This is a genomic window from Micrococcus sp. EYE_212, from assembly GCF_023147585.1.
GTDB lineage: Bacteria > Actinomycetota > Actinomycetes > Actinomycetales > Micrococcaceae > Micrococcus.
Genome location: NZ_JAHXOZ010000005.1, coordinates 17,001 through 37,390, shown reverse-complemented (window position 1 = coordinate 37,390; position 20,390 = coordinate 17,001). Strand labels below are relative to the sequence as shown.

Here is a 20,390-nt window from a genome sequence, read left to right as displayed (position 1 = left end):
GGATCCGTGACCGACCACCCCCTCGAACGCCGCGCCCGCATCGACCTCGCCGCCGTCCGCCACAACGTGCGGACGCTGAAGGAGCGCACTCGCCGTCCCGACGGCACGGCCCCCGCGCTCATGGCCGTCGTCAAGGCGGACGCCTACGGCCACGGCGCCGTCCCCGTGGCCCGCGCCGCGCTCGCGGCCGGTGCCGACCGCCTGGGCGTCGCGCACGTGACCGAGGCGCTCGGCCTGCGGGCCGCCGGCGTCGACGCCCCGGTCCTGGCGTGGCTGCACACGCGGGACACCCCGTTCGCTCAGGCGCTCGCGGCCGACGTCGCCCTCGGCGTCTCGGGGTGGGAGATCGAGCCCGTCGCCGACGCGGCCCGCGCCGCCGGACGTCCCGCCACGGTCCACCTCAAGCTGGACACCGGCCTGGGGCGCAACGGCTGCCCGCCCGCCGCGCTGCCGGACCTCGCCGCGCGCGCCGCGGCGCTCGAGGCCGAGGGCGTGCTGCGGGTCGAGGGCGTCTTCTCCCACCTCGCGGTCGCAGACGAGCCCGAGCGCGCCGCGGAGACCGACGCGCAGCTCGCGGCGTTCGAGGCGGGTGTGCGGGTCCTGCGGGAAGCGGGCCTGACGCCCTCCGTCCGCCACATCGCCAACACGCCCGCCACGCTCACCCGCCCGGACGTGCACCTGGACATGGTCCGCGTGGGCCTCGGCCTCTACGGCCTCAGCCCGTTCCCGGATCGCCCCGCGCCGGAGTTCGGGCTGCGCCCCGCGATGTCGCTGCGGACGTCGCTCGCGAGCGTCAAGGCGGCACCCGCCGGCCAGGGCGTGTCCTACGGCTACCGGCACCGCACCGCCGCGCCCACCGTGCTCGGCCTCGTGCCGCTGGGCTACGCCGACGGCGTCCCGCGCGTGGCGGAGGACGCCCCCCTTGACGTCGCCGGACGCCGGCTCACCGTGGCCGGACGCATCGCGATGGACCAGTTCGTGGTGGACCTCGGCCCGGACGCCGCGGAGCGCGTGGGCGACCCCGTCGAGCTGTTCGGCCCGACGTCGGGCATCCCCGCGGACGCCTGGGCCGAGGCCGCGGGAACCATCAACTACGAGCTCGTCACCCGCATCGGGAGCCGCGTGCCGCGCGAGCACGTGGACTCGGACCACGGTCTCGAGGCGAGCGCCGGGGACGCCGCGGCGACGACGGGGGAGGCCCGCGCATGACCACCCTGCCTGCGCCCACGCTCACCACCGCCGTCGAGCTCGACGGGGCCGTCGGCACCCGCGCCGTCGGGCGCGCCCTGGCGCGGGTGCTCGGCCCCGGCGACGTCGTCATCCTCACGGGCGACCTCGGCGCCGGGAAGACGACGCTGACGCAGGGGCTCGGGGAGGGCCTCGGCGTGCGCGAGGGCGTCATCTCGCCCACGTTCGTGCTCGCCCGCATCCACCCGGGACCCGCCGACGGGCCGGACCTCGTGCACGTGGACGCCTACCGCCTGCGCTCCGGGGCGGAGCTGACCGACCTCGACCTCGAGGAGAGCCTCGACCGCTCCGTCACGGTGGTGGAGTGGGGCCGCGGGCTCGCGGAGTCGCTCGCGGGGTTCCCCGAGGACCCGGACGCCTCGTGGCTCGACGTGGAGATCGTCCGCGCCCGCGGCGGGGAGTCGGCCGGCCCGACGTCGGACGGCCGGCCTGCCGTGATCGTCACCGACTTCTCCGACGAGGAGGGCGAGTCGGCCGAAGAGGTGCGCACCGCCGTCGTGACCGGCTACGGGCCGCGGTGGCGCGGGGTGCGCCTTCCGTAGACTGGCGGGCATGCCGCTGCTCCTCGCCCTGGACTCGTCCGCCGCCGCCTCCGTGGCCGTGCTCACCGACGGGGAGGTCCGCGCGGCCTGGGCCACGGAGCGCACCACGACGCACGCCGAGGTGCTCGCCCCCGCCGTCACCCGCGTCCTCGCCGAGGCCGGCGTGCGCGGAACGGACCTGGACGGGATCGCCGTCGGCGTGGGCCCGGGGCCCTTCACGGGCCTGCGCGCCGGCCTCGCGACGGCGGCCATGCTCGGCTTCGCGTGGGACGTGCCCGTGCACGGCGTGCGCAGCCTCGACGCGCTCGCCCACCGCGCCGGCGTCGACGCCTTCCGCCGGGGCGCCGAGGAGTTCGTCGTCGCCACCGACGCGCGCCGGCGCGAGGTCTACTGGGCGCACTACGTGCAGGTGGGCGGCCAGCCGACCCTCCTGCACGGCCCGTTCGTCACGCCGCCCGCCGAGGTCACCCCGCTGCCCGCCTACGGCGCCGGCGCCGGCCTCTACCCGGAGGCGCTCGCGGGCGTGGACGGGTGGACCGCCGCCGTGCCGGACGCGGAGGGCCTCGGCGCCGTCGCGGAGCTGGCCCTGCGGCGCGGGCGCGGCCTGCTGCCGCCCGTCCCGCTCTACCTGCGCGAGTCGGACGCCAAGGTGCCCGGTCCTCGCAAGCGCGCGGGGGCCTGATGGCGGCGCGGGACGCCGAGGCGCGCGACGGCGGCGAGCGGCCGGGCGCCGACGTCGGGCTCCCCGCCGGGTTCATGCTGCGCCCCATGACCGTGTGGGACATCCCCGAGGTGCTGATGCACGAGCACACGCTCTTCCCGCTCGACGCGTGGCCGGCCCGCTTCTATGAGGAGGAGCTCGCCCAGGTGGGACCGGCCGGCGGCGCGGACGCGCACGGGCGCCCCGCGACCCGCGACTACCGCGTGGTCGTGCGCGACGAGACCGCGGACGTCGACGCCGGCGAGTACCCGGGGGACATCGTCGGCTACGGCGGGATCATGGTGGCCGGAGACGTCGCCGACGTGCAGACGATCGGCACCGTGGCCTCGGCCCAGGGCCGTGGGATCGGCGGCGCGCAGCTGCGGTGGATGGTCGCCGAGGCCGCGGCGCGCGGCGCCCGCGGCCTCATGCTCGAGGTGCGCGCGTCCAACGACCCCGCCCGCCGCCTCTACACGCGTCATGGCTTCGCCGACGTCCGCGTGCGGCGCCGCTACTACCCGGGCGGCGAGGACGCCGTCGTGATGCTGAAGGAGCTGTGAGCCGGGCGCGTCCCTAGAATGGAGCCCATGCCCACCGCCACCGCCGCCCCCCTCGTCCTCGGCATCGAGTCCTCGTGCGACGAGACCGGCGTCGGGATCGTGCGCGGCACGACCCTGCTCGCCCACGAGGTCGCCTCCTCCGTCGAGGAGCACGTGCGCTTCGGCGGTGTCATCCCCGAGATCGCGGCGCGCGCCCACCTCGAGGCCCTCGTCCCGACGGTGCGCCGGGCCCTCGAGGCCGCGGACGTCGCCCTCGAGGACCTCGACGCGATCGCCGTGACGTCCGGGCCGGGCCTGGCCGGCGCGCTCATGGTGGGCGTGTCGGGAGCCAAGGCCCTCGCGGCCGCCCTGGGCAAGCCCCTCTACGGGATCAACCACCTCGTGGCCCACGTGGGCGTCGGCATGCTGGACGGCGTGCGCCCGACCGCGTGGGACGACCTCCCCGCCGATCTCGGCGCCCTGCTCGTCTCCGGCGGGCACACGGAGATCCTCCGCGTGGACCGCATCAGCGCGGACGTCACCCTGCTCGGCTCCACGATCGACGACGCCGCCGGTGAGGCCTACGACAAGGTCGCCCGCCTCATCGGCGCCGGCTACCCGGGCGGCCCCGTCATCGACCGCATGGCGCAGCAGGGCGATCCCCAGGCCTTCCGCTTCCCGCGCGGGCTCACGGCGGGCAAGTTCGTCGGCTCGGCGGAGGAGCCCGGCGCGCACCGCCACGACTGGTCCTTCTCCGGCCTGAAGACCGCCGTCTCCCGCGCCGTGGAGCAGTTCGAGGCCCGCGGCCTCGAGGTGCCCCGGGCGGACATCGCCGCGTCCTTCCAGGAGGCCGTGGCCGACGTGATCACGGCCAAGGCCGTCCGCGCGTGCCGCGAGCACGGGCTCACCCACCTCCTGCTGGGCGGCGGCGTGGCCGCCAACTCGCGCCTGCGCGCGCTCCTGGCCGACCGCTGCCGCTCCGCCGGGATCGAGCTCATCGTGCCGCCGGTGAACCTCTGCACGGACAACGGCGCGATGGTCGCCGCCCTCGGCGCGCGGCTCGTGGCCGACGGGGTCGTCCCCTCGGGCCTGGCGTTCGGCGCTGATCCGGGTCAGCCCGTGTCCCTCGTCAGCGTCTGACCCCTTGATGGGGAGGGGACCCCTCCCGTAGACAAGGCTCATGTCAGAGACCCCCGCGGCCCCCGCATCCGAGTCCCAGCCCTCCGCCCTCGACCGGGAGATGCTGGAGGACTACCTCAACCAGCACCTGCTCGGGTCCCGCCCGGGCGTGCCCGCGTTCCGCGCGGCCGCCGACACCTGGGAGGGCACGCCCCAGCACGCGGTGCTCGCCCGCCTGGCAGACGGCGTCGAGGCCAGCCAGGAGCGGCTCGAGGAGATCATCGCCCGCCTCGGCTTCCGCACGCCCGTGCGGGACCGGGCCGCCGGGGCCGTGGCGGCCGCGGGCGGGCGGCTGAACCCCGTCAACGCCGTGCGCGCGAAGGGCTCGGGGTGGACGCAGGTGGAGCTGGACGTGCTGACCGGCGCCCTGCAGGGCCAGTCCGAGATGTGGCGCATCCTGGAGCGCCTGGCACCCCACGTGCCGGGGCTCGACGCCGAGGAGGCGCGGGGCCTGCTGGAGCAGACCCGGGAGTACCTGGCCGAGGTCCAGCGCGTCACCGACGAGACCCTGCTCCGCCGCTTCCTGGGCTGAGGCCCGCCCCTACTCGCTGCCCTTGGACTGCTCGTCCCCGGAGCGGCCGCCGTGGACCTCCTCCGGCAGCTCGGCCACCGGGATCACCACGACGTCCTCGAGCTTCCAGTCCAGCTCCTCGATCTGCTCGCGCAAGTCCGCGCAGCGGCCAACGGTGACGTCGGCCCCGTGCTGGGGCACCAGGAACATCTCGACGTGGAACACGTGGCCCTGGTCCCGGACGCGGGCGCCGGCGTGGCGGACCCAGGGCTGCGCCCAGGCCACCCGCTCGGCGTGGTCGATGAGCGGGTGCGGCTTCTTTCCCTCGATCTCGGTGGCGCGCCGGTCGGCGAGGACGCCGATCGCCTGGCTGAGGTTGGACCAGCCGTCCTTGAGGATGCTGACCGCCACGAAGATCGCGGCCGCCGAGTCGAACCACCACAGGCCGAGCCCCACGCCGGCCACGCCGACGATGGTGGCCACGCCCGTCTGCCAGTCGGCCTTGTTCATGTCCGCGTCGGCGTAGAGCACGCGGTCGTGGAGCTGCTCGGCGAGCTTGAGCTTCTTGTGGCCGAGGATCACGGGCGCCGGGATGGACAGGGCCATCACGACCATCATGAGCCACCCCTGCCACACGGTGTGGCCGAAGAGCTGCAGGGTGCCGATCGCCGGGTGCTCGCCGGTGATCAGGGTCATCGCGGAGTCCACGATGAGAATCAGGCCCATGGCGGTCAGGGCGACGGCGGCCACGAGATGGCCCACGCCCACGGAGCGGTGGTCGCCGTAAGGCCGCTCCCGCCGCGGACGCCGACGCGAGACGCGCAGCGCGATGAGGAAGGCGATCGGCGGGACGAGGGAGAGCAGGTCCTCGATCCAGGCCGCCTTCATCGCCTGCGAGGATCCCATGACGAGCACCACGAGGCCGATGGTGACCGAGAGCGAGGCGAGGGTCAGCCATTCGAGGACCACGGCCTGATGGGCCGCGCGCTGGATCTCCGGGGGCAGCTCCGCGCGTCCGAAGCGGCGCCCGGCGGGGGAGTCGGTGCGGCTCATCCTCGGTCCTCCTGCGGCTGCTCGTCGAGGAACCTCTCCAGGGCCCCGAGCATCTGGTTCTCCCCGAGCGGGACCGCCATCACGAGCTTCGCGTCCTCTCCGTCTGGCCCGGTGACCTCGGCGTAGGGTCGGGTGAGGTTCGCGTGGGTGGTCCACGGGGACCTCTCCGTGAAGCCGCCGACGGCGATGTCAAGATCGCCCTTCTCGAGGGCCGTCATGAGCGCCTCCTCGCCGGAGGCCGTCCATTCGACGCTCGCCCCGCGCGACTGCGCGAAGCGGCGCACGAGGTCCGCCTCGGAGCCCGTGGGCTCCGCTCCGGTGACGTCCACGTAGGGCGGGTGGTGGGCCGCGCCGGCGCGCAGGACGCCGCCGGTGATGCGGTCGAGGGTGCCCTCCGGGTCGGCCGGGTAGCCGGAGGAGGTGCAGCCGGTGAGGCCGAGGCCCGCGGTGGCGAGCAGGCAGGAGACCACGAGGCGTCGCGTGGTCTCCATCGCGCTCACTCCGCGGGGGAGTGGGAGCGGTGCCCGGCGTTGCCGAGACCCTCCCGCCCGTCGAGGTGGTCCAGGACGAGGCGGACGGCCTCCCGTGCGTCGGTGGTGGGCCGCCAGTCGGTGGCCCGGCGCAGCGCGGAGGTGTCCATCACGGGCACCGCGGCGGCCATGTCCAGCCATCCTGGGTCCGTGGGCTGCAGCCGGGCGCGGTAGGTGAGCGAGGCGAGGGTCCGGAACAGGCCCATCGGCAGCTCCAGGATCCGCTTCGCCTCGAGCGCCGTGCCCATCGTGTGCGCGTCGAGCACGGGATCGGCCGCCACGTTGAACGGACCGCCCGCGCGGTGGGCGATCACCTGCCAGTAGGCCTCGGCCACGTCCTGCGCGGTGAGCGCCTGGAAGCGCAGGCCCGCCGGGAAGGGAAGCAGCGGCGTCCGCAGCCGGGCGACCAGCCGGCCGGGGACGAGGTCCCCGAGGAAGTAGTCCTTGATCTCCGGACCGGCGGCGGCCTGGAAGATCAGCCCGGGGCGCAGGCGCGTCACCAGCATCTCCGGGCTCCCCTCCTCGACGCGGTCGAGGATGGACTCCACCTCGGCCTTCTGGGCCGCGTAGTGGGAGGTCGGGACGCCCGTCGTCGGGTGGGACTCGTCCACGGCGGCGTCCTTGGGGCCGGGGCCGTACGCGCCCACGGAGGAGGCGTAGACGAGGTGCGGCACGCCCGCGGCGGCCGCGGCCCGGAAGACCCGCTCGTTCCCCACCACGTTCACGGCCCGCAGGTGCGCCCGGTCCCGGTTGGGGCGGATCACCCACACGAGGTCGACGACGGCGTCGGCGCCCCGCAGAACCTCCTCCAGCTCAGGGGCGGAGGCGGGGTCGGCGATGTCGAGACGGTGCCACTCCACGCCGTCGTAGGGGGGCCCCGCCCTGTCCGGGCCCCGGCGGCTCACACCGACGACGCGGGTGACCTCCGGGGCCCGGTGGAGGCGCTCGAGCAGGGCGGTGCCCACATTGCCCGTCGCGCCGAGGACGACGATCCTCACGGCTGCAGGACCACCTTGATGCAGCCGTCCTCCTTCTTCTGGAACATGTCGTACATGCGGGGGGCGTCCTCGAGCGCGGCCGTGTGGGTGGTGAGGTCCAGCACGCCGAGCGGGTCGGACGGGTCGTCCACGAGCGGCAGCAGGTCGTCGATCCAGCGCTTCACGTTGCACTGGCCCTCGGTGAGGGTGATCTGCTTGTCGAACATGGTCAACATGGGCATCGGGTCCTGCATGCCCCCGTACACGCCGGAGAGGGACACCGTGCCGCCGCGGCGGACGGCCTCGATGGCCGTGTGGAGGGCGTTGAGGCGGTCCACACCGGAGGTCTTCATGGCCGCCCGGCCCACAGGGCCGGGCAGGATCCCCACGGCCTGGTGCGCGGCCTTGGCCACGGGGGAGCCGTGGGCCTCCATGCCGACGGCGTCCACCACGCCGTCCGGACCGCGCCCGCCGGTGGCCTCGCGCAGCAGCTCGGGGACCTCGCGGCCGCCCCAGCCCTGCATGTCCATGACCTCGACGCCGTGCCGGGCGGCCATGTGGCGCCGCTCGGCCACCGGGTCCACGCCGATCACCCGGTACCCCAGGTGCACGCCGATGCGGGAGGCCAGCTGGCCGATGGGGCCGAGGCCCAGCACGGCGAGCGTGCCGCCGGCGGGGACGTTCGCGTACTGCACGCCCTGCCACGCGGTGGGGACCACGTCGGAAAGGAACAGCCACTGCTCGTCGGGGCCGGTGTGGGGGACCTTGATGGGCCCGTAGTCGGCGTGGGGGACCCGCAAGTACTGGGCCTGGCCGCCGGGCACGGAGCCGTAGAGGCGGGAGTAGCCCAGCAGGGCCGCGCCGGAGCCCTGGGAGCGGACCTGAGTGGTCTCGCACTGGGACTGCAGCCCGCGCTCGCACATCCAGCAGTGCCCGCAGGCGATGATGAAGGGGATGACCACGCGGTCGCCGGGCTTGATGTGGGTGACGGCCGAGCCGACCTCCTCCACGATGCCCATGGGCTCGTGCCCGATCACGTCGCCCGCGTCCATGAACGGGCCCAGCACCTCGTAGAGGTGCAGGTCCGATCCGCAGATGCCCGTGGAGGTGACCTTGATGATGGCGTCCGTGGGCTCCTGGATCCGCGGATCCGGGACGTCCTCGACGGAGACGGTTCGCTTTCCCTGCCAGGTGAGTGCTCGCATGGACAGAAGGATAGGGCCCCGCCCCCCATCGCGCGGAAGCGCTGGGGAGCGGGGCCCGGATCACATGGCCTCAGGCCGACGGGGCGGCCGTGGTGTAGTCCGAGCGGTAGTACCCGTACCGGCCGTCCTTGCCCTTGCTCTCCACCCGGTTCAGCACCGCGCCGAGGATGGGGGCGTGCACACGCTCCAGCGCAGTCACGGCCTGGCGCACGTCATCGCGCGTGGTGGACTTCGCGTCCAGCACCAGCAGGGCGCCGTCCAGGCGCGTGGCCATGACGGCGGCGTCGGAGACGGCGAGCAGCGGGGGCGCGTCCACGATCACCATGTGGGTCTCGGCCAGCGCCTCCAGAGCCTGCTTGAAGCGGTCGGACATGAGCAGTTCCGTCGGGTTGGGGGGGATCTGGCCGGCAGGCAGCACCAGCAGGCCCCCGAACTCGGCCGGGGCCTGGATCACGTCGGCGAGGTCCGCACGCCCCACCACGACATCGCTGAGACCGGCCCCGGCGAGCAGACCGAAGGTGGTGGCCACGGTGGGCCGGCGCAGGTCCGCGTCCACGAGCACCGAGGGCACCCCGGCGTGGGCCAGGGTGGCCGCGAGGTTTGCCGCCACTGTGGACTTGCCGTCTGCCTGGTTCGTGGAGGTCACGGTGATGATGCGCGGCGGATCGTCCGGATTCATGAACTGCAGGTTGATGCGCAGCTCGTTGAAGGCCTCGCGGGCGCGGAAGTGCGTGGCGTCCGGATTCGAGCCTCCCTCGAGGAGCACCCGGCGGTCACCGGAGAGCTCGATGGACGCGGGGATCATGCCGATGGGCGTGAGCCCGGCCCGCTGGAGGTCCTCCGTGCCGCGAATCCGCCGGTCCAGCGCCTCCAGGAGCAGGGCGAGGCCCACGCCCGCGGCAAGGCCGAGCGCGCCGCCCACCAGCAGGTTCAGCGCCTCGCGCGGGGAGGAGTGGCTCCCGGGCACGGTGGCCGGGAGCATGCGGTTGATCTGCACCTGGGGCGTGGCCCCGTCCGCCCGGGCGAGCGTGTCCGCCTCCTGGGTGAGGGCCTCCACCCACGCGTCCGCGAGCTGCGCGGCCTGCTGGGCATCCGCCCACTCCGCCCGCACCTGGATCAGCGACGTGCCCGTGGGCACAGTGGTGGTGACGGCGCCGCGCGCCTGGCCGGGGGTGAGCGGGAAGTCCACCAGATCCACGGCACGCGTGGCCACGAGCATGGACTTGGCCAGCTCGTTGTACTGCACGGCCCGCGACTTCGCCACGGTGTCCTGGCTCAGGGCGGCCGCCGGGTTGTCCGTCACCACGGGGTTCACCACCGCGGTGCTCGAGGACGTGTAGAGGCGAGGTTGGAGCGCGGTGAGGAGGGCGGCCAGGCCGAGTCCCAGGAGGGTCGCGAGGAGGACGGGCAGCCAGCGGCGCCGGAAGACCGCCATCACGTCGCGGAGCGTGAAGCCGCCCTGCTCCTCGCCGGGCATGCCGGCTTCTTCCGACATCGCGTGCTCGTGCATCGGTGCCCTGCCTCATCTTGTCGTCGGGTGAAGGGCCCAGGCGTCCGATTCCGGGCGCACCGCTCGGAGCCGAGCCGCGTGGCTGCCCTCGTCGTTCCGAACAGCCTAGTCATGGCGGGGCCATTCCTAGGCGTTCATCTGCAATTCACCCTGGATCTATTGATGCATGATCAGAGATGTGTCCATGAAATGACTGGCTTCTGTCTGTTTCTGAGGCGCTATGCTCCTCTGTCATGGGGGTTAATCCAGAGGCCCGCTGCAAGGACAGCGAGAAGAGCCTCGTGCGGTGAGCGCGGAGAAGCGGAAGGACGACCGATGAAATTGGTGGTTGTGGGTCAGGGGTATGTGGGGTTGCCGGTGTCGATGCGCGCGATCGAGGTGGGTCACCATGTCATCGGGCTCGACCTCAGCGAGGTGCGGGTGACTGATCTGCTCGCCGGCCGCTCCTATGTGGAGGACATCCCGAACGCGGAGATCCAGGCCGCCCTCGATTCGGGCCGCTTCCAGCCTTCCCGGGACTACGCGGACGCCGCCGGTTTCGACGTCGCGGTGATCACCGTGCCCACCCCGCTGCGCGACTCCCTCCCGGACTTGACCTTCATCGAGGCCTCCGGGGCCTCGCTGGCCGAGCACATCCGCCCCGGCTGCACCGTGATCCTCGAATCCACCACCTACCCCGGCACCACGGACGAGCTGCTGGTGCCCATCCTGGAGCGCGGCTCCGGTCTCACCGCGGGGACGGACTTCCACGTGGGGTACTCCCCGGAACGGATCGACCCGGGACGCACCGACTGGACGTTCCAGACCACGCCCAAGGTCGTCTCCGGTCTCACCCCCGAATCCCTGGAGAAGGTGCTCGAGTTCTACGCGACGATCATCGACACTCCCGTCCCCGTGAAGGGGATGCGGGAGGCGGAGCTGACCAAGCTCATGGAGAACACCTTCCGGCACGTGAACATCGCCCTCGTCAACGAGCTCGCCGTCTTCGCCCACCAGCTGGGCGTGGACGTATGGGACTCGATCCGGGCGGCAGACACCAAGCCCTTCGGATTCATGAAGTTCACGCCCGGTCCAGGCGTGGGCGGGCACTGCCTGCCGGTGGACCCCAGCTACCTCTCGTGGGCGGTGAAGAAGGACCTGGGGCAGACCTTCCGGTTCGTCGAACTCGCCAACGACATCAACGAGAACCAGCCCGTCCACGTGGTCGAGCGCGTGATGAGGCTGCTGAACCAGGACAAGAAGGCCCTGAACGGGGCGAGGGTGGCCCTCGCGGGCCTGGCCTACAAGAGGGACTCGTCCGATCTCCGGGAATCCCCCTCCGAGGTGGTGATCCGTCTCCTCCACGAGTACGGGGCCGAGGTCACCGCCCTGGACACCTGGATCCTGGATCGTGCCTGGCCGGAGCGCGTGGCGCGCGCTCAGGGCGTGGAGGACCTGCGCGGCCAGGACATCGTGGTGGTGCTGACTGACCACACCGACGTGGACTACCAGGCGCTGGCGGACCTCGGGGTCCGGGTATTCGATACCCGGCATGTCGTGCCGTCCGCAGAGAACGTGTCGGTGCTGTGATGGAGTGCGGTACATACTTCGTGGAGGTCGTCAGGTGACCATCAGCGTCAAACGACGCCGACGAGACTGGGTCCGTTTCCTCGCACTGGACGTGGGAGCCTGGGCCCTCGCTCTTCTGCTGGCAACCCTGTTCCGCTTCGAGTTCGTCATGGACGCCGCCCATTGGACGGGCTTGACTGCGATCTTCATCCTGGTGGTGACGGTCCAGCTCGTGAGCGGGTACCTCCTGGGGCTCTATCGGGGCAGGTACGGCTACGGCACTTTCGATGAGGTCCGGGGCCTCACCATTCTGGTGCTCGGCGTCTCTGCAGTGGTGACGGCCGTTCTCCTCATCGTGGGTCCGGCGTGGCAGGTCCCCCGCAGCACCATGGTGGTCGCCGGGCCCGTCGCCCTGGTGACGATGCTCGGCCTGCGCTACGTGCACCGTCTCCGCCGCGAGTCGCGCTTCGGGCCGGGAGACAATGCCGCGCCCACGCTGATCTACGGGGCCGGCATGCTGGGAGAGAGCCTGGCGCGACGTATGCAGATCGACTCGCACTCGTCGTATCGACCCGTGGGCTTCCTCGATGACGACCGCAGCCTGCAGCGCCGTCTCGTCCGCGGCGTACCGGTGGCCGGCACCCTGCGGGATCTCCCGAAGGCGGTGGAGCGGACGGGTGCCACCGAGCTGATCGTGGCCATCTCCGACGCAGACAACCATCTCATCCGAGATGTGGCAGACGTGGCGGCCCCCACCGGCGTCAACGTCCGGGTGCTTCCCGTGCTGGATCGCCAGCTCACGGATGCTGTCGGCCTCCAAGATCTGCGCAGCCTCTCCATCGAGGACCTGATCGGGCGGGAGCCCGTGGACACGGCGGTGGACACGGCGGCCGAGTATCTCTCCGGCAAGCGGGTGCTGGTCACCGGCGCGGGAGGCTCCATCGGTTCTGAGCTCTGCCAGCAGATCATCAAATACTCGCCAGCCGAGCTGATCATGCTGGACCGCGACGAGACCGCCCTGCAGGACGCCCAGCTGGGCACCGTGGGCCACGGCTTGCTGGACACCAAGGACGTCGTCCTGGCGGACATTCGGGACGCCGAAGCACTCAAGCAAGTCTTTGCGGAACGCCGGCCCCACGTGGTCTATCATGCGGCGGCACTCAAGCACTTGCCGATGCTGGAGCAGTATCCGGAGGAGGCGTGGAAGTCCAACGTCCTCGGCACGCTCAACGTCCTGGAGGCCGCCCGCGCCGCGGACGTGGACGTCTTCATCAACATCTCCACGGACAAGGCAGCCAACCCCACGTCCATGCTGGGTCATTCCAAGCGCGTGGCGGAGAAGCTGACCGCCTGGATGGCCGGGCAGACTCAGAAGCCCTATCTCTCGGTGCGGTTCGGCAATGTGATCGGCAGTCGGGGCTCCATGCTCCCCACGTTCCGCAGGCTCATCGAGCAGGGGGGCCCGGTCACGGTCACGCACCCGGACGTTACCCGGTACTTCATGACCATTCCCGAGGCCAGCCACCTCGTGATCCAGGCCGGAGCCATCGGCCGGCCGGGTGAGGTGATGATCCTGGACATGGGAGAACCGGTGAACATCCTGGGCATCGCCCAGCGGATGATCGAGATGTCCGGCAAGGACGTCCCCCTCGTGTTCACGGGACTCCGCCACGGCGAGAAGCTCCACGAGGAGCTGATCGGAGAGGGGGAGACAGACAACCGACCCTTCCACCCCAAGATCTCCCACGCCGACGTGAGTACCCTCGGCCCCGACGCACTCGATTACGCGGAATGGTTGCAGCGTGCCCAGGGCACACAGCCCGTGCACGACGGCGCATCGACGGGGAACGCGGCATGAGGGTCGGCATGATCACCCAGTGGTATGACCCCGAGCCGGGCCCCGCCGCCCTTCCCGGTGTGCTGGCACGCGAGCTGGCACGTCGAGGGCATGACGTCACGGTGGTGACGGGCTTCCCCAACTACCCGACGGGTACGATCGCCCCCGGCTATCACCAGCAGAGGTGTGCAGTGGAGCATCGGGACGGCGTCCGCGTGGTGAGAACGCCGTTGTATCCCAACCATGGAACCGGCCTCGTCGGACGCATCCTGAACTACGGCTCCTTCGCGGTCTCCTCCACACTCTGGGGGGTGCGGCACCTCCGTGGCTCGGATGTCGTCTGGGTGAACTACTCGCCCATCACCGTAGCCCTGCCCATGCTGGCCAGTCGCCTCCTGCACCGCGTCCCGCTCGTCACGGAGGTCGCGGACCTGTGGCCGGACACTCTTCTCGTCTCCGGATTCGGTGCCGCGGGCATGCGGAGTCAGCTGGCGAGCGCCCTCCTGCACCGCTGGGTTGATGCCATGTACCGCGCATCCGACGCGGTGGTGCACATCGCGCCGTCCGTGGCAGACGTCCTCCGCAGCCGGGGTGTGGCTGCGGACAAGCTCGTCTACATTCCCAAGCCCGGCAACGAACAGGTCTTCCGGCAACCCGGTTCCGATCTGCGGGCCGGCCTCGAGATCAGCGCGGACACCGTCGTCCTGCTGTACGCAGGGTCCATGGGTGCAGCCCAAGGCCTGGAGACGCTCATCGAGGCACTGGAAGGGGTGGACCCCTCGCAGCTGGTCTGCCTGCTCGCTGGTGGTGGGACCATGGAGGCGGACCTGCGGCGGCGTGCCCGTCAGGTGCCGGCTGCCCGGTTCATCGGGCGCGTGGCTCCTGAGCGGATGCCGGATCTCATGGCGACGGCGGATGTGGCGTACATCAGCCTGGTCGCGGACCCCCTGACACCACTCACGCTGCCAAGCAAGACACAGGCAACCATGGCCAGCGGACTTCCCGCCCTCGTCGCGGCCACGGGTGATGTCGTTGCGGTCGTGGAGGGGTCCGAGGCGGGGCTCGGGGTAGACCAATCGAGCCCTCGCGCAATCCGCGAGGCCATCGATCGTCTGGCCGCAATGGGGCGGGTCAGCCTGGCGCAGTGGGGAACCAACGCCGGGCGGGCGTACGAGGACCAGTTCAGCGTGCGCACCACCACGGATGCCGTGGAGCAGCTGCTTGAGGAGGTCGCGGGCCGCCCAGCCCGTCGCGGTGAGAATGAGGAATTCACGGCGCACCGGTTGCGCCGGCGCCATATCCCCCAGGTCGCGGCCCTCCATCGGGCCGCATTCCCTGACTTCTTCCTCTCCCAACTGGGAGAGGGGTTCTTGAGGGAGTTCTACGCCGGATTCCTCGAGGACCCCGATGCCGTCACAGCCGTCGTCGAGGATGGCGCAGGTCATGTGGTCGCAGCGGCCGTGGGGAGCACGTCTCCGGCGGGATTCTTCCGGCGACTTCTGCGGCGCCGTTGGGCGGGGTTCGCCTACCAGAGCGCGAAGGCGGCGCTACGGGCTCCGCGCCGCGCGCCGCGGCTTCTCCGCGCCGTCGGCTACCGTGGCGGGGCGCCGGGGGTCGATGATCCGGATGGTGCGCTGCTCAGTTCTGTCTTCGTCGCACCGGGCCGTCAGGGCGCCGGAGTAGGACGTCTGGTTCTGGAGGGCTGGACTCGCCGAGCGAGTGGGCTCGGCGCCGATCGTGCCTTCCTGACGACTGACGCCTCGGGCAACGACGCCGTGAACGCGTTCTACCAACGCGCCGGCTGGAGCCTCGACACCACCTACACCACGCCCGAGGGGCGCCCCATGAACCGATACATCACAGATCTGGCGGTCTCCCGCCCGACCGAGGCAGGAGTCACATCGTGACGCACACCCCCACGACGCGATCGTTCCTTCCCTTCGCCCTTCCGGACATCACGGAGGAGGAAGTGCAGGCCGTGGCGGACACCGTCCGTTCCGGCTGGCTGACCACCGGGCCCAACGCGGCCGCCTTCGAGAAGGAGATGGGCCAGTTCCTGGGCGCAGAGGACGCCCAATGCATCGCGGTGAACTCCGCGACTGCCGGTCTTCACCTCGCGGTGGAGGCCCTCGGAGTGGGTCCCGGCGATGACGTCCTCGTGCCCACCTGGACCTTCACGTCGACCGCGGAGGTGGTCCGCTACATGGGGGCTAACCCCGTCCTGGTGGATGCCGATCCGGTGACACTGAACATCGACCTCGCCGACGCCCGTCGGAAGATCACCGCACAGACGGTGGCGATCATGCCCGTGCACATGGCGGGCATGCCGGTGGAGGCCGGCCCCCTGCGGGCCCTCGCCGACGAGTTCGGCCTCAAGGTCATCGAGGATGCGGCGCATGCCTTTCCGGTGCGGTCCGCGGGCCGATGGGTGGGCGATTCCGACTCCGACGCCGTGGTCTACAGCTTCTATGCCACGAAGACCATGACCACCGGCGAGGGCGGCATGGTGGTGGTCAAAGACCCCGAGCTGGCCACCCGCATGCGCACGATGCGGCTGCACGGAATCAGCCGTGACGTCTTCAACCGCTACCAGTCCACCACGCCGTCGTGGCAGTACGAGGTGGTGGCACCGGGGTACAAGTACAACCTGCCGGACACCGCTGCCGCGATGGGCCGGGTCCAGCTGCGGCGAGCCCACCAGATGCGCGATGCCCGCCGAGCCATTGCGGAGCAGTACACGAAGGCCTTCGCGGACTTGCCCATCACCTGCCCGGTGGTCGAGACCGACCCTGATGCGCATGCGTGGCATCTGTACATCGTCCGCGTGGACGAGGACCGTGCGGGGCTCCACCGCAATCGCTTCATCGAGCGTATGAGCGAGGAAGGGGTGGGCACCTCCGTCCACTTCATCCCGCTCCACCTGCACCCGTACTGGCGCGATAACTGTGCAGTCACCGAGGCCGACCTCCCGGTGGCCAGTGCAGAGTTCGAGCGCACGGTGAGCCTGCCCATCTTCTCGTCGATGACCCAGGACCAGGTGGACACCGTGATCGATGCCGTGCGGCGCGTGGTCGGCTGATGCTGAAGCGTGCCTTCGACATCGTCGCCAGCGGCGCGGCCCTGGCGCTGAGCGCCCCAGTGCTCGCCGGTGTCGCGGTGGCCGTGAAGACCACCTCGCCCGGGCCGGCGTTGTTCCGTCAGGAGCGAGTCGGCCTGGGCGGACGCCCGTTCACCATCCACAAGTTCCGCACGATGCGGGTGGACCACGACGGCACCGCCGTGTCCCACGCTGGCGACCCGCGGGTCACCCCGGTGGGACGCGTGCTGCGCCGGACCAAGCTCGACGAGCTGCCCCAGCTCTACGACGTGCTGCGCGGGGCGATGTCCTGCGTGGGGCCGAGGCCGGAGGTTCCCCAGTACGTGGCACAGTGGCCGGCGGACCTGCGGCCCACCATCCTCTCAGTCCGCCCGGGGATCACGGACCCCGCCTCCATCGAGTTCCGCAACGAGGCCGACGAGTTGGCTGCGGTGGAGGACCCGGAGGCCCACTACGTCAGCAGCATTCTGCCTCGGAAGGCAGCCGCGTATGTCGGCTACGTCCGGACGCGTTCCTTCACGGGCGACCTGCGCATCCTCGCCGACACTCTGCGCACTGTGGTCCGCGACTGACCCGCCCAGCTTCCTTTCATGACGTCCTCACCAACCCGGGAGTCCTCGATGACTGAGACCGACCTCAAGATCCTGATCACCGGTGGCACCGGTTCCTTCGGCCACACCGTCACCAAGAAGCTCCTCGACAGGGGCGACATCGCGGAGATCCGCGTCCTCAGCCGGGACGAGGCGAAGCAGGACCAGATGCGCCACGACATCGGCGACGAGCGCCTGCGGTTCTACCTGGGCGACATCCGCGACTACACGAGCATGGAGCGGGCGGTCCGCGACGTGGACTACGTGTTCCACGCGGCTGCCCTCAAGCAGGTCCCCTCGTGTGAGTTCTTCCCCATGGAGGCGGTGCGCACCAATGTGAACGGCTCCGCCAACGTGGTGCGCGCCTCGGATGAGGCCGGGGTGCGGTCGCTCGTGTGCCTCTCCACGGACAAAGCGGTGTACCCCGTCAACGCGATGGGCATGTCCAAGGCGCTCATGGAGAAGGTGGCTCTGTCCCACGGCCTGAACAACCCCACGGCCGCCACCACCGTCTCCTGCGTGCGCTACGGCAACGTCATGTATTCCCGGGGCTCCGTGATCCCCCTCTTCATCCGCCAGCTCAAGGCTGGGAAGAACCTCACGGTGACCAACCCGGAGATGACCCGCTTCATGATGTCCCTCTCCGAGTCCGTGTCCCTCGTGGAGTTCGCCTGGGAGCACGCCGAGCAGGGTGACCTGTTCATCCGCAAGGCTCCTTCCTGCACGATCGGCGCCCTGGCACAGGCAGTGATCAACCTCTTCCACTCCGATGCCCGCGTGGACATCATCGGCACCCGCCATGCGGAGAAGGTCTCCGAGGCGCTGGCCAGCCGCGAGGAGCTCTCCCGCGCTGAGGACATGGGGGACTACTTCCGCATCCAGGCCGATGCCCGCGACCTGAACTACAAGGTCTATGTGGAAGAAGGAGACAAGGCACACACGCAGTACGATGACTACGACTCCCACACCGTTCCGCTCATGTCCGTGGAGGACGTCGAGCGACTGCTGCTGACTCTTCCGGACGTCCGCCGCGAGCTGGCACTCGCGGGCATTCCGACCAAGGAAGGCTGACCATGGCGCGCTATGTGTTGACGGGAGGTCGTGGTTTCCTCGGGCTCCACACGCGGGCCGCGCTCCAGGAGCACGGCCACGAGGTCGCCCTCCTGCCCGTGGGGGACTCCTTCGACCCGGAGGCGGCACGTGCGGCCCTGGACGGCGCGGACCAGCTGCTGCACCTTGCCGGCGTGAACCGAGGCACGGACCAGGAGGTCGCCGAGGGCAACAACCGGTTCGCGCGGCAGGTGGCCGAGGTTCTCGGGCAGGTCGACTCCGTTCCCTCTCGCGTGGTCTTCGCCAACAGCACCCAGGCCGCCAACGGATCGGTCTATGGCGAGGCGAAGACGGGAGCAGCGGACGTGCTGGGCACTCAGGCGCGGAACCGGGGCGCTGAGTACGAGGACATCCGCCTGCCGAATCTGTTCGGGGAGTTCGGGCGTCCGTTCTACAACGCGGTGACAGCCACGTTCTGCCACCTGATCGCCGCCGGGGAGACACCGGAGGTGCAGCAGGACAAGGAGCTGACCCTGTTGCATGCCCAGCATGCGGCGGACGTGCTCGTCGGCGCCGTGCCCGTCGCAGCCATGGACACCCTCGCGGTTCACAAGACGGTGAGCGGGCTCGCCGCCCGCCTGGGAGACATGGCCCGCACGTATAAGCGCACCGAGTTCCCGGATCTGGCCACTGACTTCGACCGGGACCTGTTCAACACGTACCGGTCCTACCTCTATCCCCATGGGCTGCCCCTGCCCATCACGCGTCATGGGGATGTACGAGGTTCCTTCTTCGAGATCGTGCGTTCCCGGGGCGGCACCGGGCAGACGTCGTTCTCCACGACCGCTCCGGGCGTCACTCGAGGCGACCACTACCACCGTCGCAAGGTGGAGCGCTTCACGGTGCTGGCGGGGGAGGCGGAGATCTCTCTGCGGAAGATGGGCACCGACGAGGTCCACGTGTTCCGGGTGAACGGCGAGCAGCCTGTCTCGGTGGACATGCCCACGCTCGTGTCACACAAGATCACCAACGTGGGTGCGTCCACTCTGTACACCGCGTTCTGGACCAACGACATCTTCGATCCCACGAACCCCGACACGATCCCTGAGGTGGTGTGACCATGAGCGGTCGCCTGAAAGTCATGACCGTCGTGGGCACCCGCCCCGAGATCATCCGCCTGGCGTGCGTGATCCGCCGGTTGGAGAAGCATGTGGACCATGTGCTGGTCCACACCGGGCAGAACTACGACTACAACCTCAATGAGGTGTTCTTCGAAGACCTCGGCCTTCGCCGGCCGGACCACTTCCTCGAAGCGGACACCAGCTCCCTGGGAGCCGTCCTCGGCGACGTGCTCAAGGGCACCGAGCGGGTGCTGCTGGAGGAGAAGCCGGATGCCATGGTCGTGCTCGGTGACACCAACAGCTGTGTGTCCGCCCTCATGGGCAGGCGGATGAAGGTGCCCGTGTTCCATCTGGAGGCGGGCAACCGCTCCTTCGATCCGAACGTCCCCGAGGAGATCAACCGTCACCTTGTGGACCATGTCAGCGACTACAACCTCGTGTACACCGAGCACTCCCGCCGGAACCTCTTGGCCGAGGGCCTGCACCCGCGAGACGTCATGGTGATGGGTTCTCCAATGAACGAGGTGCTCACCGCGTACCGAGATCAGATCGACGCCTCGGACGTGCTCGCGCGGCTCGAGCTGGACGCGGGGGAGTACCTGCTGGCCAGCGTGCATCGTGAGGAGAACGTGGACCGCCAGGACCGGCTGGAGAAGGTGCTGGAGTCCCTGCAGGCGGTGGCAGAGGACCAGGGGGTGCCGCTTCTGGTCTCCACGCACCCGCGCACGCGCAAGCGTCTCGAGCAGTTCGACCTCTCCGCTTCCAGTGCGATTCGACTGCACGAACCCCTGGGGTTCCACGACTACAACAAGCTGCAGCTCCATGCGCGTTGCGTGATCTCCGATTCGGGGACCATCTCCGAGGAGTCCTCCATGCTGGGGTTCCCGGCGGTGACGCTCCGCGACGCGATCGAACGCCCCGAGGCGATCGACACCGGGGCGATCATCGCGACAGGGCTGGAGCCTGCGGACGTGGTGGACGCGGTCCGCATGGTCATCGCAGACTTCCAGGCGGATGGCCCCGCCTCCCTGCCGACGGACTACACCATCGAGGACTCCTCGCGGCGTGTGCTGAACTACATCCGCTCCCAGGCGGCGACGCACCACCAGCGTCACGGGATCCGGCGGTGACCGGATGAGCGTTCCACCCTTGG

General features: G+C 70.7%; 19 protein-coding genes. 14 read left to right on the top strand and 5 right to left on the bottom strand.

The annotated features are described in order from the left end of the window. Positions 1-6 precede the first annotated feature (6 nt). The 6 genes from alr to KZX60_RS04665 are packed head-to-tail and all read left to right on the top strand — an operon-like array spanning position 7 to position 4,740. Positions 7-1,209 (top strand): alanine racemase, encoded by a 1,203-nt coding sequence (gene alr, locus KZX60_RS04690; protein WP_248115936.1) that lies wholly within the window; start codon positions 7-9, stop codon positions 1,207-1,209. Continuing rightward, positions 1,206-1,790, top strand: a complete 585-nt coding sequence (gene tsaE, locus KZX60_RS04685; RefSeq protein ID WP_248115933.1) for a tRNA (adenosine(37)-N6)-threonylcarbamoyltransferase complex ATPase subunit type 1 TsaE — start codon at positions 1,206-1,208, stop codon at positions 1,788-1,790. The genes alr and tsaE overlap by 4 nt, the downstream gene beginning before the upstream one ends. Positions 1,791-1,800: 10 nt before the next feature. Continuing rightward, positions 1,801-2,472, top strand: a complete 672-nt coding sequence (tsaB, locus tag KZX60_RS04680; RefSeq protein ID WP_248115931.1) for a tRNA (adenosine(37)-N6)-threonylcarbamoyltransferase complex dimerization subunit type 1 TsaB — start codon at positions 1,801-1,803, stop codon at positions 2,470-2,472. Further along, positions 2,472-3,050 (top strand): GNAT family N-acetyltransferase, encoded by a 579-nt coding sequence (locus tag KZX60_RS04675; protein WP_248115929.1) that lies wholly within the window; start codon positions 2,472-2,474, stop codon positions 3,048-3,050. Before tsaB ends, KZX60_RS04675 begins: the two co-directional genes overlap by 1 nt. A 27-nt stretch (positions 3,051-3,077) precedes the next feature. Continuing rightward, positions 3,078-4,169, top strand: coding sequence for a tRNA (adenosine(37)-N6)-threonylcarbamoyltransferase complex transferase subunit TsaD (tsaD, locus tag KZX60_RS04670; RefSeq protein WP_248115927.1), 1,092 nt, complete (start codon positions 3,078-3,080; stop codon positions 4,167-4,169). Positions 4,170-4,209: 40 nt separating this feature from the next. Beyond that, on the top strand, positions 4,210-4,740 hold the full coding sequence (locus tag KZX60_RS04665) for a hypothetical protein (RefSeq protein ID WP_248115924.1): 531 nt from the start codon (positions 4,210-4,212) through the stop codon (positions 4,738-4,740). Between the two features lie 9 nt (positions 4,741-4,749). Here the strand turns inward: KZX60_RS04665 and KZX60_RS04660 are convergent, their stop codons facing one another. From KZX60_RS04660 to KZX60_RS04640, 5 genes are all read right to left on the bottom strand, one after another. Then, on the bottom strand, positions 4,750-5,772 hold the full coding sequence (locus KZX60_RS04660; RefSeq protein WP_248115922.1) for a cation transporter: 1,023 nt from the start codon (positions 5,770-5,772) through the stop codon (positions 4,750-4,752). Next, positions 5,769-6,263 (bottom strand): transporter substrate-binding domain-containing protein, encoded by a 495-nt coding sequence (locus KZX60_RS04655; RefSeq protein WP_248115920.1) that lies wholly within the window; start codon positions 6,261-6,263, stop codon positions 5,769-5,771. Before KZX60_RS04655 ends, KZX60_RS04660 begins: the two co-directional genes overlap by 4 nt. 5 nt (positions 6,264-6,268) lie before the next feature. After that, positions 6,269-7,300 carry an NAD-dependent epimerase/dehydratase family protein gene (locus KZX60_RS04650; protein WP_248115918.1) on the bottom strand — a complete coding sequence of 344 codons (1,032 nt, stop codon included), beginning with the start codon at positions 7,298-7,300 and terminating at the stop codon, positions 6,269-6,271. Next, a complete protein-coding gene (locus KZX60_RS04645) occupies positions 7,297-8,484 on the bottom strand; it encodes a zinc-dependent alcohol dehydrogenase (protein WP_248115915.1) in 1,188 nt (395 codons plus the stop codon). Before KZX60_RS04645 ends, KZX60_RS04650 begins: the two co-directional genes overlap by 4 nt. Positions 8,485-8,554: 70 nt before the next feature. Then, positions 8,555-9,979 carry a polysaccharide biosynthesis tyrosine autokinase gene (locus tag KZX60_RS04640; RefSeq protein ID WP_248115911.1) on the bottom strand — a complete coding sequence of 475 codons (1,425 nt, stop codon included), beginning with the start codon at positions 9,977-9,979 and terminating at the stop codon, positions 8,555-8,557. A gap of 330 nt (positions 9,980-10,309) precedes the next feature. Here KZX60_RS04640 and KZX60_RS04635 point away from each other — a divergent pair, with 330 nt between their 5' ends. The 8 genes from KZX60_RS04635 to wecB are packed head-to-tail and all read left to right on the top strand — an operon-like array spanning position 10,310 to position 20,367. Continuing rightward, the gene (locus KZX60_RS04635; RefSeq protein WP_248115910.1) at positions 10,310-11,563 is read left to right on the top strand and encodes a nucleotide sugar dehydrogenase; all 1,254 of its coding nucleotides are present in this window, start codon (positions 10,310-10,312) and stop codon (positions 11,561-11,563) included. 34 nt (positions 11,564-11,597) lie between these two features. Then, positions 11,598-13,400, top strand: a complete 1,803-nt coding sequence (locus KZX60_RS04630; protein WP_248115908.1) for a nucleoside-diphosphate sugar epimerase/dehydratase — start codon at positions 11,598-11,600, stop codon at positions 13,398-13,400. A gap of 8 nt (positions 13,401-13,408) precedes the next feature. Further along, positions 13,409-15,286, top strand: coding sequence for a GNAT family N-acetyltransferase (locus KZX60_RS04625; RefSeq protein WP_248115906.1), 1,878 nt, complete (start codon positions 13,409-13,411; stop codon positions 15,284-15,286). Next, positions 15,283-16,458 (top strand): DegT/DnrJ/EryC1/StrS aminotransferase family protein, encoded by a 1,176-nt coding sequence (locus KZX60_RS04620; protein WP_248115904.1) that lies wholly within the window; start codon positions 15,283-15,285, stop codon positions 16,456-16,458. Before KZX60_RS04625 ends, KZX60_RS04620 begins: the two co-directional genes overlap by 4 nt. After that, positions 16,458-17,048 carry a sugar transferase gene (locus tag KZX60_RS04615; protein ID WP_248115902.1) on the top strand — a complete coding sequence of 197 codons (591 nt, stop codon included), beginning with the start codon at positions 16,458-16,460 and terminating at the stop codon, positions 17,046-17,048. Before KZX60_RS04620 ends, KZX60_RS04615 begins: the two co-directional genes overlap by 1 nt. A 48-nt stretch (positions 17,049-17,096) precedes the next feature. Beyond that, positions 17,097-18,137: a polysaccharide biosynthesis protein gene (locus KZX60_RS04610; RefSeq protein ID WP_248115900.1), complete on the top strand. Its 1,041-nt coding sequence runs from the start codon at positions 17,097-17,099 to the stop codon at positions 18,135-18,137. Between the two features lie 2 nt (positions 18,138-18,139). Continuing rightward, a complete protein-coding gene (locus KZX60_RS04605; protein WP_248115898.1) occupies positions 18,140-19,234 on the top strand; it encodes an NAD-dependent epimerase/dehydratase family protein in 1,095 nt (364 codons plus the stop codon). A gap of 2 nt (positions 19,235-19,236) precedes the next feature. After that, positions 19,237-20,367 carry a UDP-N-acetylglucosamine 2-epimerase (non-hydrolyzing) gene (gene wecB, locus KZX60_RS04600; protein WP_248115895.1) on the top strand — a complete coding sequence of 377 codons (1,131 nt, stop codon included), beginning with the start codon at positions 19,237-19,239 and terminating at the stop codon, positions 20,365-20,367. Positions 20,368-20,390: the final 23 nt, after the last annotated feature.

Bases quoted from the DNA above. Each gene is read 5' to 3' on its own strand.
- KZX60_RS04625 (WP_248115906.1), top strand. From the start codon at position 13,409: ATGATCACCCAGTGGTATGACCCCGAGCCGGGCCCCGCCGCCCTTCCC.
- KZX60_RS04605 (WP_248115898.1), top strand. From the start codon at position 18,140: ATGGCGCGCTATGTGTTGACGGGAGGTCGTGGTTTCCTCGGGCTCCAC.
- KZX60_RS04665 (WP_248115924.1), top strand. From the start codon at position 4,210: ATGTCAGAGACCCCCGCGGCCCCCGCATCCGAGTCCCAGCCCTCCGCC.
- KZX60_RS04675 (WP_248115929.1), top strand. From the start codon at position 2,472: ATGGCGGCGCGGGACGCCGAGGCGCGCGACGGCGGCGAGCGGCCGGGC.
- KZX60_RS04645 (WP_248115915.1), bottom strand. From the start codon at position 8,484: ATGCGAGCACTCACCTGGCAGGGAAAGCGAACCGTCTCCGTCGAGGAC.
- KZX60_RS04655 (WP_248115920.1), bottom strand. From the start codon at position 6,263: ATGGAGACCACGCGACGCCTCGTGGTCTCCTGCCTGCTCGCCACCGCG.
- KZX60_RS04615 (WP_248115902.1), top strand. From the start codon at position 16,458: ATGCTGAAGCGTGCCTTCGACATCGTCGCCAGCGGCGCGGCCCTGGCG.
- tsaB (WP_248115931.1), top strand. From the start codon at position 1,801: ATGCCGCTGCTCCTCGCCCTGGACTCGTCCGCCGCCGCCTCCGTGGCC.
- KZX60_RS04610 (WP_248115900.1), top strand. From the start codon at position 17,097: ATGACTGAGACCGACCTCAAGATCCTGATCACCGGTGGCACCGGTTCC.
- KZX60_RS04660 (WP_248115922.1), bottom strand. From the start codon at position 5,772: ATGAGCCGCACCGACTCCCCCGCCGGGCGCCGCTTCGGACGCGCGGAG.
- tsaE (WP_248115933.1), top strand. From the start codon at position 1,206: ATGACCACCCTGCCTGCGCCCACGCTCACCACCGCCGTCGAGCTCGAC.
- KZX60_RS04640 (WP_248115911.1), bottom strand. From the start codon at position 9,979: ATGTCGGAAGAAGCCGGCATGCCCGGCGAGGAGCAGGGCGGCTTCACG.
- tsaD (WP_248115927.1), top strand. From the start codon at position 3,078: ATGCCCACCGCCACCGCCGCCCCCCTCGTCCTCGGCATCGAGTCCTCG.
- KZX60_RS04635 (WP_248115910.1), top strand. From the start codon at position 10,310: ATGAAATTGGTGGTTGTGGGTCAGGGGTATGTGGGGTTGCCGGTGTCG.
- wecB (WP_248115895.1), top strand. From the start codon at position 19,237: ATGAGCGGTCGCCTGAAAGTCATGACCGTCGTGGGCACCCGCCCCGAG.